A 15,276-nucleotide genomic window follows, 5' to 3' on the forward strand; every position below is an offset into this window, starting at 1 on the left:
GCAGGCGCTACGTATCCGTTCTCTGGAGCGTGTACTCGCCGGGCTTGTACGGCCCCATGGCCACGCCGACGTCCCACAGCTTCAGCGCGCCCGGCAAGACGGCCTGGCTGCCAATCTTGGCAACACCGCGTTTTCGGATTTCGCGGTTGAGGCGGGACGAGAAGGACGTGATCCTGCCGAAGTCCCAGGCCTCGACCCCGCCGAGAACGTCCACAGTGTCCGACCACGCCTGTGCGCGCTTCATCGAGTTGTGGTTGGTGTGCGAGTTTTCCAGTCGCGCATCGCCCGCGGAGGCCGAGCCCAGGTACAGCTGCACCAGGCCCCAGCCATCGGCGTTGTAGCGGAATGTGGCACCACCGCAAGCCTGCGGGTTCAGCGTCACGCGGCGCGGTACGAAGGCGGGGCCCGCGCCGCGCACATACAGCTGCAGATGCACGGCATGCCACCTCCTGCCGTTGGGATAGCTGCGATCGAACTGCGCCAGCACTTCGGCCGCCGAGCGGAAACATCTCAGCGGTTGCCCGAAGTCGGACGCGAGTTCGTAGACGTCGCAGCTTTCTTCGGCGAACAGCCAAGAGAGCAGGCTGTCGTGGTCTTCCTTCGTGGCGTAGAAGTCGCAGTTGGGCATGCCCTCGGTCCCTTGCCTGTTACGGCCTACTTCGCCAGCGCCTTCAGCGCCAGCTTGATGCCTTCGCTCACGGTCGCATCCTTCGGCAGCGCCTTGAGCGCCAGCGCGGCTTCCTTGTCGCTGTACCCCAGCGCGATCAGCGCCTGGAGGATGTCGGCCTGCGCGTCCGAAGCCGCATGGGCGGGCATGCCGATGTCGGCGCCCAGCTTGCCCTTGAGTTCGAGCAGCAGCCGCTCGGCGGTCTTCTTGCCGATGCCCGGGATCTTCACCAGCCGGCCGAGCTCCTGCGTCGTGATCGCCTGCGACAGCTCGCCCACGCTCATGCCCGAGAGCAGGCCGAGCGCGGTGCGCGGGCCCACGCCGGTGATCTTGATGAGCTGGCGAAAAGCCGCACGCTCCTCGGCGGTGCCGAAACCGTAGAGAATCTGCGCGTCCTCGCGCACCACGAAGTGCGTGAGCAGCGAAACGCGCTCTCCGGTGCCGGGCAGGTTGTAGAACGTGCTCATCGGCACATCGACCTCGTAGCCGACGCCGTTGCAGTCCACCACCACCTGCGGCGGGTTGCGTTCGGCCAATACGCCGGTGAGTTTGCCTATCATTGGCCCACCCCCGTTGCTTGCTCACTTCGTGTAGCCGCCTCCCCCCTCAAGGGGGCAACACCGGCGGCCCGGCAAAGCCGGTTCCGCGGTGTTCCCCGCTTTGGATTGCGTTTTTTCGAGCATGGCTGGTCTTGCATAGGGCTGCCAAAAAAATGGAAATGGATACCGCGTGATTCTGCGACACACCTTTACCCCACTGAACAATTCGCGCCTCGGCCACCTGTGCGGACCTCTGGACGCGCACCTGCGCCGCATCGAGGAAGCGCTGGGCGTGAAGATTGCGCACCGCCACGAGCAGTTCAAGGTCGAGGGTCCCAAGGCCCCCGCGCAGCGCGCGATGGACGTGCTGCAGGCACTGTACGAAATTGCCCAGCGCTCCATCGACCCCGCCGTGGTGCAGCTCACCCTCGCAGGCGACGGCACGATGATCGACGGCGACGAGGATGCGGCGATGCTCGTCACGCGCCGCGCCGACCTGCGCGCGCGCACGCCGACGCAGGCGCTGTATCTCGACAACATCGCCAAGCACGACATCACTTTCGGCATCGGCCCGGCCGGCACCGGCAAGACCTATCTGGCCGTGGCCTGCGCGGTCGACGCACTGGAGCGCGCCTCGGTGCAGCGCATCGTGCTCACGCGGCCGGCGGTGGAAGCGGGCGAGCGGCTCGGCTTCCTGCCGGGCGACCTGACGCAGAAGGTGGACCCTTACCTGCGCCCGCTGTACGACGCGCTCTACGACCTGATGGGCTACGAGAAAGTGCAGAAGGCCTTCGAGCGCAACGCGCTTGAAATTGCGCCGCTGGCCTTCATGCGCGGGCGCACGCTGAACAATGCCTTCGTCATCCTGGACGAGGCGCAGAACACCACGGTGGAGCAGATGAAGATGTTTCTCACCCGCATCGGCTTCGGCGCCAAGGCGGTGGTAACGGGCGACGTGAGCCAGATCGACCTGCCCAAGCAGCAGTTGAGCGGGCTGATCGATGCCGAGCGCGTGCTGCGGCGCGTGAACGGCATCGCGATCACGCATTTCACCAGCGCCGACGTGGTGCGGCATCCGCTGGTCGCCAAGATCGTCGATGCCTACGACGGCCAGCGCAAACGTGCGGGGGCGCACTGACATGGCACTGGCCCAGCTTTCGCTCTCGCTGCAGTTCGCGCCGCGCTTCAAGGGCATCGAACGGCACCGCGCCGCGCTGCCGCGCCACAGCGTGGCGCGCTGGATCCGCCATGCGCTCGAATTGGACGGCGAGATCACGGTGCGCATCGTCGATGCCGAAGAAGGCCAGCGCCTGAATCGTGAATTCCGTGGCAAGGACTACGCCACCAACGTGCTGACCTTCGACTATGCGCAAAGCCCGATGGTGATGGCCGACCTGGTGCTCTGCGCGCCGGTGGTCGCGAGCGAGGCCAGGGAACAGCGCAAGACCCTGGCCGCGCACTACGCGCACCTGCTGGTTCACGGCACGCTGCACGCGCAGGGCTGGGACCACGAGACCGGCGAAGCCGACGCCGAGGAAATGGAAGCGCGCGAGATCGAAATCCTGGCGGGGCTCGGCATCCGCAATCCGTACGGCCGGTAAATGACTTCGGCCGCGGCGCCCGGCACGAGCACCGATCCGTGGCTGGAGCGCTGGCTTGCGCTGGTCACCGAGCGCGCGGGACCGGACCCGGTGCTCGAACTGGGCTGCGGCACCGGCCCCGACAGTGCCGTGCTGGTCGGCGCGGGTTTGCGCGTGGTCGGCATCGAGCTGTCGAGCGAATCCGTGGCGGCCGCGCGGGCGCGGGTGCCGCATGGCGCGGAGTTTCACTGCGGCGATTTCCGTGATGCGCCCTTTCCGCTGCCCGCGGGGGACGCGGAGGGCAGCGTGGGGGTGGTGCTCGCGAGCCTGTCGCTGCACTACTTTGCGTGGGACGAAACGCTTGCCCTGGCCCGGCGGATCCACGGCGTGCTGCGCCCGGGCGGCGTGCTGCTGTGCCGGTTGAATTCGGTGAACGACATCCACCATGGCGCCAGCGGCCCGCCGCCGGAAGGAAAGGATTCCTTCTATCTGGTGGACGGCGTGCCCAAGCGATTTTTCGACCGTGCCGCGGTGGAACGGCTCTTTGCCGACGGCTGGCGCATGCTGCATCTGGAGGAACTCACGGTGCACCGCTACGAGCAGCCGAAGGTGCTCTGGGAAGCCGTGCTCGAGCGCAGCTGAAGGCGGCGCTACGCCAGCATCTGCAGCGGAATGGTCACGGGTCCGTCGTTGACCAGGTGCACCTGCATGTCGGCACCGAACTCGCCCGTGGCCACCACGGGGTGCACGCCACGGGCCTGCGCCACGAAGTACTCGTAGAGCCGCCGCCCTTCGTCGGGCGCCGCTGCCTGCGTGAAGCTGGGTCGGTTGCCGCCGCTCACGTCCGCCGCCAGCGTGAACTGGCTCACTACGAGCAGCCCACCGCCGATGTCCTGCACGCTGCGGTTCATCTTGCCGGCATCGTCTGAAAAGATGCGCAGCTTCAACAGCTTTGCGAGCATGCGGTCGGCCAGCGCATCCACATCGCCGCGCTCGGCGCAGAGCAGGACCAGCAGGCCGGCGTCGATGGCTCCGACGGTCTGGCCGGCAATGTCGACACGCGCGCTGGCCACGCGCTGGACCACGGCCTTCATGCCTGTTCCTCCATCTGGGTAGCGCGGGCTTCCATGCCCAGCGGCAGCAACTGGATGGTCACGCGTAATCCGGGCACGGCATCCATCAACGTCTGCTCGAGTTCGTCGCGCAGGGCCGCGGCGTGCTGCAGCGTCCAGTCGCCGGGCACATGCATGTGCAGGTCGGCAAAGCGACGCTGGCCCGCGCGCCGCGTCACCATGTCGTCGAAGCGCACGCGCGCGCCTTCGGGCAGGCGCGCGGCAAACTGGTCGAGCGTGGTGCGCAGCGTGGCGATGGTCTCGGGGTCGAGGGCTTCGTCCATCAGCCCTTGCGAGGAGCGCCATACCAGCCTGATGCCTTCGCGCACGATGTTGAGCGCCACACCGATGGCCAGCAGCGGATCGAGCCACAGCCATCCGCTGAAGTACACGGCCACGATGCCGACCACGACCCCCGCCGAAGTCCATACGTCGGTCATGAGATGCCGCGCATCGGCTTCCAGTGCAATCGACCGATGCGTTCGCGCCGCGCGGAACAGCGCGAAGGCAAGTGCCGCATTGAAGCCCGAACTGACCACCGAAAGCCCCAGCCCCCAGCCCAGTTGCTCGAGCGGTTCGGGGGCAAGCAGCCGCTGCACGGACACCCAGAGAATGGCCGCCGCGGCACCTACGATCAGGATGCCTTCGAAGCCCGAGGAGAAGTATTCGGCCTTGTGGTGGCCGTAGGGGTGGTCCTCGTCGGCCGGCCGCGCGGCAATGGTCACCATGGCCAGCGCGAACATGGCGCTGGCAAGATTGACGAACGACTCCATGGCGTCCGAGATCAATCCCATCGAATTGGTCACGTAGCCCGCCAATCCCTTGAGCAGAATCGTGACGAGGGCAACGGCAACGGAAACGCGAAGCAGTGTCTTGGGCGTAAGGGTCATGCGCGGCGAGAATCGTCAAGCGATAAAGACAGCCAAAGTGAGGCAAAAGGCCGCATCTGGCCATTGGATTATCTGGGGTACGCTCTATGCGTACCGGCGCGTTTTAATATTTGTCTCACCGCGAGACATTCGCAGAGAGGTGATGTGATGAGAAAGTTCTTGAGCGTCCTGGGAGGGCTCGCCTTGTGTGGCGCAGCGACGCTCGCCCAAGCACAGAGCTCTGCGAGCGCGCCAACTGCCACCAAGCCAATCGCCGAGCCTCAGGCGGGCTTCGTCAAATCGGTGCGCGGCAACGTGCAATTGCTCAGCGCCGCCGGCACGAGCCGAACGGCCATTGCCGGTGACGCGCTGGCCGCCGTCGACCGCATCGTGACAGGTCCCGATTCATCCGCCTCCGTGGTCCTTCGCGATGACACGACCCTGGTGGTCGGGCCGTCTTCGCGGCTGGACTTGAAGGAATTCCATTTCAATTCCACCACGCATGAAGGTGGCGTGCTCGTCTCGTTGTTGCGCGGCTCGATGCGCATGATCACCGGCCTGATCGGCAAGACGAACCCCGACGCGATTCGCGTGGAAACACAAACCGCCACCATCGGCATCCGCGGCACCGATTTCATCGTGCAGGCCGACGGCCAGCCATGAGTCGGTTGAAATCCCGCGCCCTCTCCTTCCTTGCCGTGCCGATCACGGCGCTACTTGCCGCCTGCTCGACGCCGGGCACCCGCGTGGTGCTGCTGCCGCAGGCGGATGGCAAGCCTTCTGCCGTGACGGTTCGCATGAAGGATGGCGAAGAAATTCTCTCCAAGCCCTACCAGCGTGCCACGGCCTCGGTCGGCGCTTCCGGCGCTCCGGTGGTCGACCAGGCCGATCCGGCCAAGGTACAAGCCGAGCACAAGTTCCTGTTCGACATGCAGCCGCCTCCGCCGCAGCGCTACACGGTGTATTTCGACGTGGGCGGCACCCGGCTCACGCCGGCGTCGCAGCAGGTCATGAACGAAGCGCTGGTTGCGGCGCAGACCCGCAGCGGCAGCGACATCGTGGTGACCGGGCACACCGACACCAAAGGCGCTCTCGAGCAGAACGACATGCTCTCGCAGCGCCGTGCGCAAGAAGTGGCGCAGCTCTTCGTGGAGCGGCAGTTTCCTTCCAAGCGCATCGAGGCCGTCGGCCGCGGCGAACGCGAACTCGCCGTTCCCACCGCGGACGAGGTGGACGAACCGCGCAACCGGCGCGTCACCATCGAAGTCCGGTGAGGTTCGCGGCTCCTGCCGCGCCTCCTTCCGTCAGCTGAGAGTCACGCGCGCAAACTTGCGCTTGCCGACCTGCACCACATAGCGGCCTGCGGGCAGCTTGAGCGCCTTGTCGCCGATCACCACGGAGTCGACGCGCACGCCGCCACCGTCGATCAGCCGGTTGCCCTCGGAAGTCGAGGGTGCCAGGCCGGCTTGCTTGAGCAGTTGCGCAATGCCCAGCGGCGCGCCCTGCAGCGACACCTCGGGAATATCGTCGGGCACACCGCCCTTGCTGCGGTTGATGAAATCCTGCTCGGCCGTCTCGGCAGCCGCCGCACTGTGGAAGCGCGCGGTGATTTCCTTGGCCAGCGCCACCTTCGCGTCCTTGGGATTGCGGCCGGCAGCGATCTCCGCCTTCAACGCCTCGATCCGTTCCATCGACTGGAAGCTCAGCAGCGTGTACCAGCGCCACATCAGCTCGTCGGAGATCGACAGCACCTTGGCGAACATGGTGTTGGCGTCTTCGCTGATGCCGATGTAGTTGTTCTTGCTCTTGGACATCTTCTCGACGCCGTCGAGCCCTTCCAGCAGAGGCATAGTGAGTATGCACTGCGGCTCTTGGCCGTATTCCTGCTGGAGATGGCGGCCGACGAGCAGGTTGAACTTCTGGTCGGTTCCGCCCAGTTCCAGGTCGCTCTTCAAGGCCACGGAGTCGTAGCCCTGCATCAGCGGGTAGAGGAATTCGTGCACCGAGATCGACTGGCCGGCCTTGAAGCGCTTGTTGAAGTCGTCGCGCTCCATCATCCGGGCCACCGTGTACTTGGCGGCGAGCTGGATCATGCCGCGGGCGCCCAGCGGGTCGCTCCACTCGGAGTTGTAGCGAATTTCGGTCTTTTCGGGGTCCAGCACCAGGCTGGCCTGCCGGTAGTAGGTCTGGGCGTTGGCTTCGATCTGCTCCCGGCTCAGCGGCGGGCGGGTGCTGTTGCGGCCCGAAGGGTCGCCGATGGTGGTCGTGAAGTCGCCGATCAGGAAAATGACCCGGTGCCCGAGATCCTGCAGCTGCCGCATCTTGTTGAGGACAACCGTATGACCGATGTGGATATCCGGGGCCGTCGGATCGAGCCCCAATTTGATGCGCAGCGGCGTTCCGGTGGCTTCCGAGCGCTGAAGCTTGCGCACCCACTCGTCCTGGGGAAGCAGTTCGTCGGTGCCCCGGAGGGATATTTCGAGCGCTCGTCTTACACCATTTGACAGAGTAGCGGATGTAACAGATTCGGCGTTCATAGGCTTTTTGGCTGATTTTCAGGTTGCCGAAGTTATACTCAGCCCGACCTTTCAAGCGCCGGATTCTAAGCGGCGCTTTTTTCCGCACCGTCCTGCCGCCCATCCGCCCCGGGCTTTGCAGCGCGGATTTGCAGAACCTGAGCTGGAATTCAAAGTTTGATCAACGGCATTCTCGCCGCCGAGGAGCTACTGGCTTCTCGCGTGGCCTATACATTCCGGACCTATCCCAAGCAGATCACCGCCGTCATCGCGGCGGCACTGCTGAGCGCCGGCACCCTGGCAGTGGCCTCTCTCGGCCCCGATGCATCCGACCTCCCGGTCCAACAGGTCCTGGAAGCGACCGCTCCACTGTCTTTCGCAGAACAGAGCCAATCGCTCGAGAACTTCAGCTTCACGCTGTTTCGCACCGACATCACGCGCTCCAGCGACACGGCCGAGGCCCTGCTGAAGCGCCTGGGCATTTCCGACCCTGCCGCCACCGCATTCGTGCGCGGAAGCAGCGAAGCCCGCAACGCGCTGTTTGCGCGCGCCGGACGCACCATCACGGCCGAAGCCACGCAGGAAAACCAGCTCAAGAAGCTGAGCGCCCGCTGGATTCCCGACGGTGACGGCGGCTTCAAGCGCTTTGTTGTCGAACGCACGCCGGGCGGCTTTGTCGCCCTTACCGAGCGCGACACCCTGACGCCGGGCTCGCGCCTGGCCAGCGGCACCATCCGCACTTCGCTGTTCGCGGCCACCGACGACGCACGCATTCCCGACGCCGTCGCCAGCCAGCTGGCCGACATCTTCGCGGGCGACGTCGACGTGCGTTCGCTGCGCAAGGGCGACCGCTTCGCCGTGGTGTACGAAACTTTCGAAGCCGACGGCCAGGCGCTGCGCAGCGGCCGCGTGCTCTCCGCCGAGTTCGAGAGCGGCGGCAAGGTGCACCAGGCCGTGTGGTTCCAGCCCGCCGCCGGCCAGAAGGGCAGCTACTACCGGCCGAACGGCGACAGCCTGCGCAAGGCCTACCTGAGCTCGCCGGTCGAGTTCTCGCGCGTGTCGAGCGGCTTCGCGATGCGCATGCACCCGATTCTCAACAGCTGGCGCCAGCACAACGGCATCGACTTTGCGGCGCCCACGGGCACCGCAGTGCGCAGCGTCGGCGACGGCACGGTCGATTTCGCCGGCACGCAGAACGGCTACGGCAACATCGTCATCGTCAAGCACCGCAATAACCAGCAGACGGCTTACGCCCACCTGAGCCGGGTCGACGTCAAGGCTGGCGAAAGCATCAGCCAAGGCCAGACGATCGGCGCGGTCGGTTCCACCGGCTGGGCCACGGGCCCCCACCTGCATTTCGAGTTCCGCGTGAACGGCGAATACCAGGATCCGGCCTCGATCGCCCAGGAGGGCGGCGCTCCGATCACCGCGGCCATGCGACCGGCTTTCGAACGCATCGCCGTGGGTGCCCGCACCGAACTGGCTGCGGCGTTCTCGGTCATCCAGGCCAGCGCGGACTGAGTTCCGGCGGCGCAGCGGCAACAGCCAGCACAGCGCGGCCCGCTCGCTCTCCCATCCAGCGATGGCCGCCGCCGAACTCTTCATCGGCCTGATGTCCGGCACGTCGCTCGACGGGGTCGACGGCGTACTGGCCGACTTTTCGGACGGCCGCATCGCTGTGCGGGCCTATTCCACGGCCCCGTTCCCCGATGCACTGCGCGCCGAACTGCTGGCGCTGAACACGCCCGACGACAACGAGCTGCATCGTGCCGCCCTGGCTGGCAACGGCCTGGCCCGGGTCTATGCCGGCGTGGTCGGCCAGCTCCTGGCGGACAGCAACACCCCCGCCGGCGATGTAACAGCTCTCGGCGCCCACGGCCAGACGGTGCGGCACCGGCCCATCGAGTTCGACGGGGTCGGCTATACGCTCCAGATCAACAATCCCTCGCTGCTGGCCGAGCTGACCGGCATCGACGTGGTCGCGGACTTCCGCAGTCGCGACCTGGCGGCTGGCGGCCAGGGCGCCCCGCTGGTGCCGGCTTTTCACCGCGCACTCTTCGCGCGGGCCGGCGAATCCGTGGCGGTACTGAACATCGGCGGTATTTCCAACCTGAGCCTGCTGCCCGCGGCAGATGCGGCGGGAGATCCGACGGTGCTTGGCTTCGATTGCGGGCCCGGCAATGCCCTCATGGATCACTGGTGCCAGCTTCATACCGGCCAGCCCTTCGACCGCGCCGGCCAATGGGCGGCCAGCGGACAGGTGCTGCCCGAGCTGCTCGCGCGCCTGCGGGCCGAGGCCTATTTTGCGAAGCCGCCGCCCAAAAGTACGGGGCGCGACCTGTTCAACCCCGCCTGGCTTTCCGCATGCCTAGGCACGGCCACGGCCGCCGCGCCCGCCGATGTGCAGGCCACCCTGGCCGAATTCACTGCCAGCGTCTGTGCGGCCGATTTTTTGCGCTACGGAAACGATAGCAAGCTGCTGATTGTTTGCGGCGGCGGCGCCTTGAACGGCCACCTGCTCGCCCGCCTGCGCGCGCTGCTGCCGGGCGTTGAAGTGGCCGCCTCCACCAAGCACGGCCTGCCGCCGCAGCAGGTCGAGGCTGCGGCCTTTGCCTGGCTGGCGCGCAGCACGGTCCGGCGCGAGGCCGGCAACCTTGCCAGCGTCACGGGAGCGCGCGGCGCTCGCGTGCTCGGAGCGGTCTATCCGGCGTGACCGGAGCGGGGGGCGATGCCCCAAACAAAAAGCCGCCCGAAGGCGGCTCTTTCAAAAAACGCGACGAAGAGCGACTCAAGCCGAGAAGCTGGATCCGCAGCCGCAGGTGCTGGTGGCGTTCGGGTTCTTGATCACGAACTGGGCGCCCTGCAGGTCTTCCTTGTAGTCGATCTCGGCGCCGACCAGGTACTGGTAGCTCATGGCGTCGATCAGCAGCGAGACACCGTTCTTGGTCATGGTGGTGTCGTCTTCGTTCGTGATTTCGTCGAAGGTGAATCCGTACTGGAAGCCCGAGCACCCGCCGCCCTGCACGAACACGCGCAGCTTGAGGTCGGGATTGCCTTCTTCCGCGATCAGGTCGGCCACCTTGGCGGCTGCGCTGTCGGTGAAGACAATCGGTTCGGGCATCTGGGTCTGGACGTTTTCGGCAACAGCGCTCATGTGGGGTAACTCCTTGAGGGCCGGACATGCGGCCAATGAACCAATGCTACTGCAATGCCGCATTCTCGGCTGGCCAGCGTAGCGTGCACCCAATGCAAGTGGGGTCGAACATACGCCCCCCAAGGTGCGGCAATGAAAAAGCCGCCCGAAGGCGGCTTTTGTCCGTAGCGAACAGTATCAGCGCTTGCTGAACTGCTTGCGGCGGCGTGCAGAGTGCAGACCGACCTTCTTACGTTCGACTTCACGTGCATCGCGCGTGACGTAGCCGGCCTGGCTCAGCACCGGCTTGAGGCTTGCGTCGTAGTCGATCAGCGCACGGGTGATGCCGTGGCGCGTTGCGCCGGCCTGGCCCGATTCACCGCCGCCGGCCACGTTGACCATGACGTCGAAGGTTTCGGTGTTATTGGTCAGCACCAGGGGTTGCTTCGCGATCATGATCGAGGTTTCGCGGCCGAAGAACTCTTGAATGTCCTTGCCGTTGACCGTGATCTTGCCCGAGCCCTTTTTCAGAAACACACGGGCGACGCTCGATTTGCGACGGCCGGTGCCATTGTTCCATTCACCAATCATTCTCAAGGCTCCTTACAGTTCCAGCACTTTGGGCTGTTGGGCGGTATGCGGGTGCTCAGCGCCACCGTACACCTTGAGTTTCTTGATCATCGCGTAGCCGAGCGGGCCCTTGGGCAGCATGCCCTTGACAGCCTTTTCCAGGGCGCGGCCTGGGTGCTTGGATTGCATGTCGCGGAAGTTGGTCGCCGTGATACCGCCGGGATAGCCCGAGTGACGGTAGTACACCTTGTCGATCGACTTGGCGCCGGTGACGCGCAGTTGCGCGGCGTTGATGATGACGATGAAGTCACCGGTATCGACGTGAGGCGTATAAATGGCCTTGTGTTTGCCGCGCAAACGGAGAGCAACTTCGCTGGCTACTCGTCCGAGGACCTTGTCGGTCGCGTCAATCACAAACCACTCGTGCGTCACGTCAGCGGGTTTGGCGCTGAACGTTTTGGTCATGAGTTTTCTCTTGAAAAGAGGGTTTGGCGAGCCCTTTTCCACGGTCGGCGTTCCTCTGACGGGAATCTCTTAGGTGGGTTCAAAGTCTCCGCCGCGGGGCTACAAAAACGCTGCGAAGCCCGCGATTATATGAAGAAATGGCCAAACAGCCAATTTCCGGGCTTCGGGAGCCCTCAGCGCTGGATGCGGACCAGTTCCAGGCTCTCGTTCGTCACGCTGGCACTGGCGCGCCGGTGTGTGGCCTCGAACTTGACGATCCGCCTCAGTTCGGGGCTGTACAGAACGGCAACGTTGAACGGCGTGCCAACGGGCGAGGCGCCCGTGCCATGGGAGGCGTAGATCCAGCCTTCGTAGCTGATGCGCAGCACGTTGAGCTCCACGCCGTCCACGCGCGTCGCGTGTTCAGCGCCCACCGAGGCGTTGAGTTCATGCCGCAGCCGATCGTCGGTGGTCGTCACATAGTCGAGGTGCCAGCGCATGCCAGGCCGGATCTCGTCCTTCGCTGCCCAGCCGCCCGGCGGCGACGCGCTGTCGAACAGGCCGCCGACCGGCGACGTGATGGACACCAGCTGCCCGTTGGCCTTCTCGATCCGGCTGCCGGCGTTGAACGACAGCTCGTCGCCGTTGACCCGGTCCACCCTATAGATCACCGGCGACCGGTTGCCGGTCAGCCGGTCGGTGCGCACGTATTCGAGCGCGTCGCCGACGCGCAGCGGCTCGGTCAGCGGAATGCCCGCCGCGCCGGCGCTGCGGCGGGCGCCGCCTTCGGGTTCACGGGCACGCGCCGCCAGCTGCGCCTGGGCGCGGGCCGGCAACTCCGCCAGAAACTCGGCCGGAATCGCGAAATTCAGGCTGCCGCCATCGCGGGCGGCGAAGGTGGTGATGCCCAGCAGGCGGCCGTCGCTGTCGAACAGCCCGCCGCCGCTCGACCCCGGGGCGACGGCGGCCGTGGTCTGCAGCAGCCGCGCCTCGCCGTCGCCGCCGCGAAGGCCGGACAGGAGGCCTTCGCTCAGGGTGTTTTCCAGCCCGCGCGGATTGCCAATGGCGTACACGCGCTGACCGACGCGCGCACCGCCGGCGGGCGCCAGCGTCACCGGCGGCGCCGTGAAGTTGGCGACCTTGATCTGGCACAGATCGCGCCCCGGGTCCGGGTATTCGAGCGTGGCACCGTAGGTGACGTTGTCTCGCTTGACCACGAAATTACTGGCCTTGGCCAGCACGTGGCAGTTGGTGACGAGGCGACCGGGCGCAATCACCACGGCGCTGCCGGCGCGCAACGGACGCTCCTGCGCGTCGAAGGTGCGCACCGCCCAGACGCTGTCCGACACCTTGGCGAACAGGACGTCGGGCTCCAGCGCGGCGGCGCTGCCGGCGGCCGAGGCGATCGCCAGGAAGGCGACCGCGGCGCGCAGCCACCGCGCGGGGTTCATCAACGTCGGCTTCACGGCTTGGCAGGCAGCAAGCCGCGCAGGTCGTCCATCGAGACCCGGGCGTCGGGCGCAGCGGACGGCGATGGCGCAGCAGGCGCCGGTCGCGCCGGAATGGCCGGGGCCGCTGGCGCGACCGCCACGGGAGGAGGCACCGCTGCCGGCGCAGGCGCGGGCAACGGCACAACCGCGACGGCGGTCTTCGGCGCCGGCGCGGTCGCCATCTCGGTCGTCCCGATCTTCATACCGGCCGTCGCCTGGTCCCCGGTCTGTGCGCTGCGGTCGAAGCTGCGCACCTCGCCGAAGATCAGCTGGATCCAGCTCGGATAGTTGAATCCCGCTCCGGTGCTGGCGTCGATCACCGCGCCGAGCACGCCGCCGATCATCACGTTGCCAACCATGCCGACATTGGCGCGCGAAATCGCCTGGCCGCGGGCGGGCGGCTGGCCAGCCTGGGTGCATTCGATGCTCAGGTTCTCGCCCGAGCGCCGCACCGGCAGGGTCAGGCCGGAGCGCACCTCCACATCATTGCGGTCGTTCGAGACCCGGCACCGGGCCCCGTCGACGACCTTGCCGGCGGGCGACAGGGTCTCGATCTTCACGTTCTGCGTGGTCCCGTGCGTTACGGAGGCGCAGCCCGTCAAAATAGACAAAACGCCCGCGCCGACGCACAGGCCCCAAAATCGCCATCCGGCTCCTCGCATTGCTGCCCCTCGTTGCTTGTTTGTAAATCAATGTAGCGCCGCGCGAGTCTAGCGCTCCCCTTTCCACTCTTTCAGGCCTCATTCCATGTTCAGTTACCGCCACGCGTTCCATGCCGGCAACCACGCCGACGTGCTCAAGCACACGGTGTTGATTGCCACGCTCGACCACCTGCTTGAAAAAGAAGCCGCCCTGACCGTTGTCGACACCCACGCCGGCGCCGGCCTGTACCGGCTCGACGGCGACTACGCCGGCACAAGCGGCGAAGCGGCCGAAGGCGTGCTGCGCCTGCTGTCGGAGAAAAAAGCCCCTGCGGCCCCTGCCCCTGCCGCGAAGTCAGCCGCCAAAAAAGCAGCGCCAGAAGCCGAAACCCCCTTGGCCGCTGCGATTGCACGCTACCTCAGCGTGATCCACGACTTCAACCCCAAGGGCGGCGCCCGCATCTATCCCGGCTCGCCTTTCATCGTGCAGCACCTGCTGCGAGACCACGACAAGCTCAAGCTGTTCGAACTGCACCCGACCGATGCCCGCACGCTGGACGCCAACATCGCCCAGCTCGAGGCGGGCCGGCAGATCGCGGTGCTGCGCGAAGACGGTTTCGGCAGCGCCACCAAGTTCCTGCCGCCGCCCTCGCGCCGCGCGCTGGTGCTGATGGATCCGAGCTACGAGATCAAGAGCGACTACGGCCGCGTGCTCGACTTCGCGGCCGAGGCGCTCAAGCGCTTTGCAACCGGTACCTACGCCATCTGGTACCCCATCATTCCGCGGCCCGAGGCACACGACCTGCCACGGCGGCTCAAGACCCTGGCCACCAAGGCCGGCAAGCCCTGGCTGCACGCCACGCTCACGGTCAAGTCGAGCAAGCTGATCACCAAGGAGACGGGCGAAACCCAGCGCCCGGGGCTGCCGGCCAGCGGCATGTTCCTGATCAATCCACCCTATACGCTGAAGCCGCTGCTGGCCACCGCCCTGCCCCAGCTGGTGGAGCGGTTGGCCCAAGACAGGCACGCCGCCTTTTCGCTCGATTCGGGCGGCTAGGCTTCTTCGCCTTCTTCCCTGCGCGGCTTATCGGCGGCGGCGCGGCGGCACGTTGGCCTTGCGCGGTGCAGGAGCAGCCGCTGGCGTTTGGGCATCGGCCGCTTCGACCCCGGAGCCACCGCAACGCATGCCTTCGCGGTCGATGATGGTCAGCGCGACTTGCTTGATGCCGAGCCCGATCAGCCCGATGCGCTCGGCCGCGGCGCGGCTCAGGTCGATGATGCGGCCCTGCGCATAAGGCCCACGGTCCGTGATGCGCACCAGCACCTCGCTGCCGTTGACCAGGCTGCGCACGCAGACACGGGTATTGAACGGCAAGGTCTTGTGGGCCGCCGTCAGGGCCGTCATGTCGAAACGCTCGCCGCTCGCGGTCTTGCGCTGGTGGAACGGAATGCCATACCAGGACGCCCCGCCGCGCTCGAAGATCTCGCGGGGGCCATCGCCCGGCACGCCGTCGTCGGGCCCCAACTCGCCGGTACCCGACACGGTCAGGTCGTAGCGCACCGAAGGCACGTTCGATCGGGCCGGCGCACCCGGGGGAACAGCCAACTGGCGCGGCAGGGGCAGGAGCTTGGCGTCCTTGTCTGCCTGCCCGCCCTCGGTGGCGGGAGGCATGGCACAGCCGGCCAGCGCGCAAGCTGCCGCCACGAGCGCGACG

Annotated in this window: 19 protein-coding genes; 8 read left to right on the forward strand and 11 right to left on the reverse strand. The window is 66.4% G+C overall.

Features of this window, described 5'->3' with window-relative positions; translation table 11 throughout:
* Positions 1–7: 7 nt before the first annotated feature.
* Complete coding sequence (locus ACJ7Z0_RS12830) at positions 8–628, reverse strand: hypothetical protein (RefSeq protein WP_434790153.1); 621 nt, start codon at positions 626–628, stop codon at positions 8–10.
* A gap of 26 nt (positions 629–654) precedes the next feature.
* Entirely contained in the window at positions 655–1,227 is a 573-nt protein-coding gene (gene ruvA / locus ACJ7Z0_RS12835; protein ID WP_093016908.1) for a Holliday junction branch migration protein RuvA, read from the reverse strand.
* Positions 1,228–1,396: 169 nt separating this feature from the next.
* Between ruvA and ACJ7Z0_RS12840 the strand changes: the two genes are divergently transcribed.
* Genes ACJ7Z0_RS12840 through ACJ7Z0_RS12850 form a run of 3 tightly spaced genes read left to right on the forward strand, consistent with a single transcriptional unit; the run spans position 1,397 to position 3,428 of the window.
* Entirely contained in the window at positions 1,397–2,344 is a 948-nt protein-coding gene (locus tag ACJ7Z0_RS12840; RefSeq protein ID WP_434790154.1) for a PhoH family protein, read from the forward strand.
* 1 nt (position 2,345) lies between these two features.
* The gene (gene ybeY, locus ACJ7Z0_RS12845) at positions 2,346–2,807 is read left to right on the forward strand and encodes an rRNA maturation RNase YbeY (RefSeq protein WP_434790155.1); all 462 of its coding nucleotides are present in this window, start codon (positions 2,346–2,348) and stop codon (positions 2,805–2,807) included.
* On the forward strand, positions 2,808–3,428 hold the full coding sequence (locus tag ACJ7Z0_RS12850; RefSeq protein WP_434790156.1) for a class I SAM-dependent methyltransferase: 621 nt from the start codon (positions 2,808–2,810) through the stop codon (positions 3,426–3,428).
* Positions 3,429–3,436: 8 nt separating this feature from the next.
* Here the strand turns inward: ACJ7Z0_RS12850 and dtd are convergent, their stop codons facing one another.
* Positions 3,437–3,880: a D-aminoacyl-tRNA deacylase gene (dtd, locus tag ACJ7Z0_RS12855; protein WP_434790157.1), complete on the reverse strand. Its 444-nt coding sequence runs from the start codon at positions 3,878–3,880 to the stop codon at positions 3,437–3,439.
* Positions 3,877–4,788, reverse strand: a complete 912-nt coding sequence (locus ACJ7Z0_RS12860; RefSeq protein ID WP_431127345.1) for a cation diffusion facilitator family transporter — start codon at positions 4,786–4,788, stop codon at positions 3,877–3,879. Before ACJ7Z0_RS12860 ends, dtd begins: the two co-directional genes overlap by 4 nt.
* A gap of 147 nt (positions 4,789–4,935) precedes the next feature.
* Here ACJ7Z0_RS12860 and ACJ7Z0_RS12865 point away from each other — a divergent pair, with 147 nt between their 5' ends.
* Both ACJ7Z0_RS12865 and ACJ7Z0_RS12870 read left to right on the forward strand, forming a co-directional pair.
* Complete coding sequence (locus ACJ7Z0_RS12865) at positions 4,936–5,430, forward strand: FecR family protein (protein WP_434790158.1); 495 nt, start codon at positions 4,936–4,938, stop codon at positions 5,428–5,430.
* Entirely contained in the window at positions 5,427–6,041 is a 615-nt protein-coding gene (locus tag ACJ7Z0_RS12870; RefSeq protein WP_434790159.1) for an OmpA family protein, read from the forward strand. Before ACJ7Z0_RS12865 ends, ACJ7Z0_RS12870 begins: the two co-directional genes overlap by 4 nt.
* 30 nt (positions 6,042–6,071) lie before the next feature.
* On the opposite strand, the gene tyrS is transcribed toward ACJ7Z0_RS12870, so the two are convergent.
* The gene (gene tyrS / locus ACJ7Z0_RS12875; RefSeq protein ID WP_434790160.1) at positions 6,072–7,304 is read right to left on the reverse strand and encodes a tyrosine--tRNA ligase; all 1,233 of its coding nucleotides are present in this window, start codon (positions 7,302–7,304) and stop codon (positions 6,072–6,074) included.
* A 156-nt stretch (positions 7,305–7,460) separates the two neighbouring features.
* On the opposite strand from tyrS, the gene ACJ7Z0_RS12880 reads away from it, so the two are divergent.
* Positions 7,461–8,804 carry a peptidoglycan DD-metalloendopeptidase family protein gene (locus ACJ7Z0_RS12880; protein WP_434790161.1) on the forward strand — a complete coding sequence of 448 codons (1,344 nt, stop codon included), beginning with the start codon at positions 7,461–7,463 and terminating at the stop codon, positions 8,802–8,804.
* A gap of 61 nt (positions 8,805–8,865) precedes the next feature.
* Positions 8,866–9,996 (forward strand): anhydro-N-acetylmuramic acid kinase, encoded by a 1,131-nt coding sequence (locus tag ACJ7Z0_RS12885; protein WP_434790162.1) that lies wholly within the window; start codon positions 8,866–8,868, stop codon positions 9,994–9,996.
* A gap of 75 nt (positions 9,997–10,071) precedes the next feature.
* On the opposite strand, the gene erpA is transcribed toward ACJ7Z0_RS12885, so the two are convergent.
* The 5 genes from erpA to ACJ7Z0_RS12910 form a co-directional block, all read right to left on the reverse strand.
* Entirely contained in the window at positions 10,072–10,437 is a 366-nt protein-coding gene (gene erpA / locus ACJ7Z0_RS12890) for an iron-sulfur cluster insertion protein ErpA (RefSeq protein WP_159857417.1), read from the reverse strand.
* 177 nt (positions 10,438–10,614) lie between these two features.
* Positions 10,615–11,007: a 30S ribosomal protein S9 gene (gene rpsI, locus ACJ7Z0_RS12895; RefSeq protein ID WP_093016926.1), complete on the reverse strand. Its 393-nt coding sequence runs from the start codon at positions 11,005–11,007 to the stop codon at positions 10,615–10,617.
* A gap of 12 nt (positions 11,008–11,019) precedes the next feature.
* Complete coding sequence (gene rplM / locus ACJ7Z0_RS12900) at positions 11,020–11,451, reverse strand: 50S ribosomal protein L13 (RefSeq protein ID WP_028259766.1); 432 nt, start codon at positions 11,449–11,451, stop codon at positions 11,020–11,022.
* A gap of 173 nt (positions 11,452–11,624) precedes the next feature.
* Positions 11,625–12,896 (reverse strand): S1C family serine protease, encoded by a 1,272-nt coding sequence (locus tag ACJ7Z0_RS12905; RefSeq protein WP_434790163.1) that lies wholly within the window; start codon positions 12,894–12,896, stop codon positions 11,625–11,627.
* Positions 12,893–13,480 (reverse strand): hypothetical protein, encoded by a 588-nt coding sequence (locus ACJ7Z0_RS12910; RefSeq protein ID WP_434790164.1) that lies wholly within the window; start codon positions 13,478–13,480, stop codon positions 12,893–12,895. Before ACJ7Z0_RS12910 ends, ACJ7Z0_RS12905 begins: the two co-directional genes overlap by 4 nt.
* Before the next feature lie 187 nt (positions 13,481–13,667).
* On the opposite strand from ACJ7Z0_RS12910, the gene ACJ7Z0_RS12915 reads away from it, so the two are divergent.
* Positions 13,668–14,618, forward strand: coding sequence for a 23S rRNA (adenine(2030)-N(6))-methyltransferase RlmJ (locus ACJ7Z0_RS12915; RefSeq protein ID WP_434790165.1), 951 nt, complete (start codon positions 13,668–13,670; stop codon positions 14,616–14,618).
* A 27-nt stretch (positions 14,619–14,645) separates the two neighbouring features.
* Here ACJ7Z0_RS12915 and ACJ7Z0_RS12920 read toward each other — a convergent pair whose 3' ends face one another.
* A complete protein-coding gene (locus ACJ7Z0_RS12920; protein ID WP_434790166.1) occupies positions 14,646–15,233 on the reverse strand; it encodes a septal ring lytic transglycosylase RlpA family protein in 588 nt (195 codons plus the stop codon).
* Between the last annotated feature and the right edge of the window lie 43 nt (positions 15,234–15,276).

Origin of the sequence: Variovorax palleresanus, from assembly GCF_051144945.1 — a bacterium.
GTDB classification, from domain to species: Bacteria; Pseudomonadota; Gammaproteobacteria; order Burkholderiales; family Burkholderiaceae_C; genus Variovorax; species Variovorax paradoxus_S.

Coding starts and splice junctions, on each gene's coding strand:
- ruvA (WP_093016908.1), bottom strand. CDS start 1,227: ATGATAGGCAAACTCACCGGCGTATTGGCCGAACGCAACCCGCCGCAG.
- dtd (WP_434790157.1), bottom strand. CDS start 3,880: ATGAAGGCCGTGGTCCAGCGCGTGGCCAGCGCGCGTGTCGACATTGCC.
- ACJ7Z0_RS12830 (WP_434790153.1), bottom strand. CDS start 628: ATGCCCAACTGCGACTTCTACGCCACGAAGGAAGACCACGACAGCCTG.
- ACJ7Z0_RS12915 (WP_434790165.1), top strand. CDS start 13,668: ATGTTCAGTTACCGCCACGCGTTCCATGCCGGCAACCACGCCGACGTG.
- rplM (WP_028259766.1), bottom strand. CDS start 11,451: ATGACCAAAACGTTCAGCGCCAAACCCGCTGACGTGACGCACGAGTGG.
- ACJ7Z0_RS12870 (WP_434790159.1), top strand. CDS start 5,427: ATGAGTCGGTTGAAATCCCGCGCCCTCTCCTTCCTTGCCGTGCCGATC.
- ybeY (WP_434790155.1), top strand. CDS start 2,346: ATGGCACTGGCCCAGCTTTCGCTCTCGCTGCAGTTCGCGCCGCGCTTC.
- ACJ7Z0_RS12865 (WP_434790158.1), top strand. CDS start 4,936: ATGAGAAAGTTCTTGAGCGTCCTGGGAGGGCTCGCCTTGTGTGGCGCA.
- rpsI (WP_093016926.1), bottom strand. CDS start 11,007: ATGATTGGTGAATGGAACAATGGCACCGGCCGTCGCAAATCGAGCGTC.
- ACJ7Z0_RS12885 (WP_434790162.1), top strand. CDS start 8,866: ATGGCCGCCGCCGAACTCTTCATCGGCCTGATGTCCGGCACGTCGCTC.
- ACJ7Z0_RS12860 (WP_431127345.1), bottom strand. CDS start 4,788: ATGACCCTTACGCCCAAGACACTGCTTCGCGTTTCCGTTGCCGTTGCC.
- erpA (WP_159857417.1), bottom strand. CDS start 10,437: ATGAGCGCTGTTGCCGAAAACGTCCAGACCCAGATGCCCGAACCGATT.
- ACJ7Z0_RS12850 (WP_434790156.1), top strand. CDS start 2,808: ATGACTTCGGCCGCGGCGCCCGGCACGAGCACCGATCCGTGGCTGGAG.
- tyrS (WP_434790160.1), bottom strand. CDS start 7,304: ATGAACGCCGAATCTGTTACATCCGCTACTCTGTCAAATGGTGTAAGA.
- ACJ7Z0_RS12920 (WP_434790166.1), bottom strand. CDS start 15,233: ATGCCTCCCGCCACCGAGGGCGGGCAGGCAGACAAGGACGCCAAGCTC.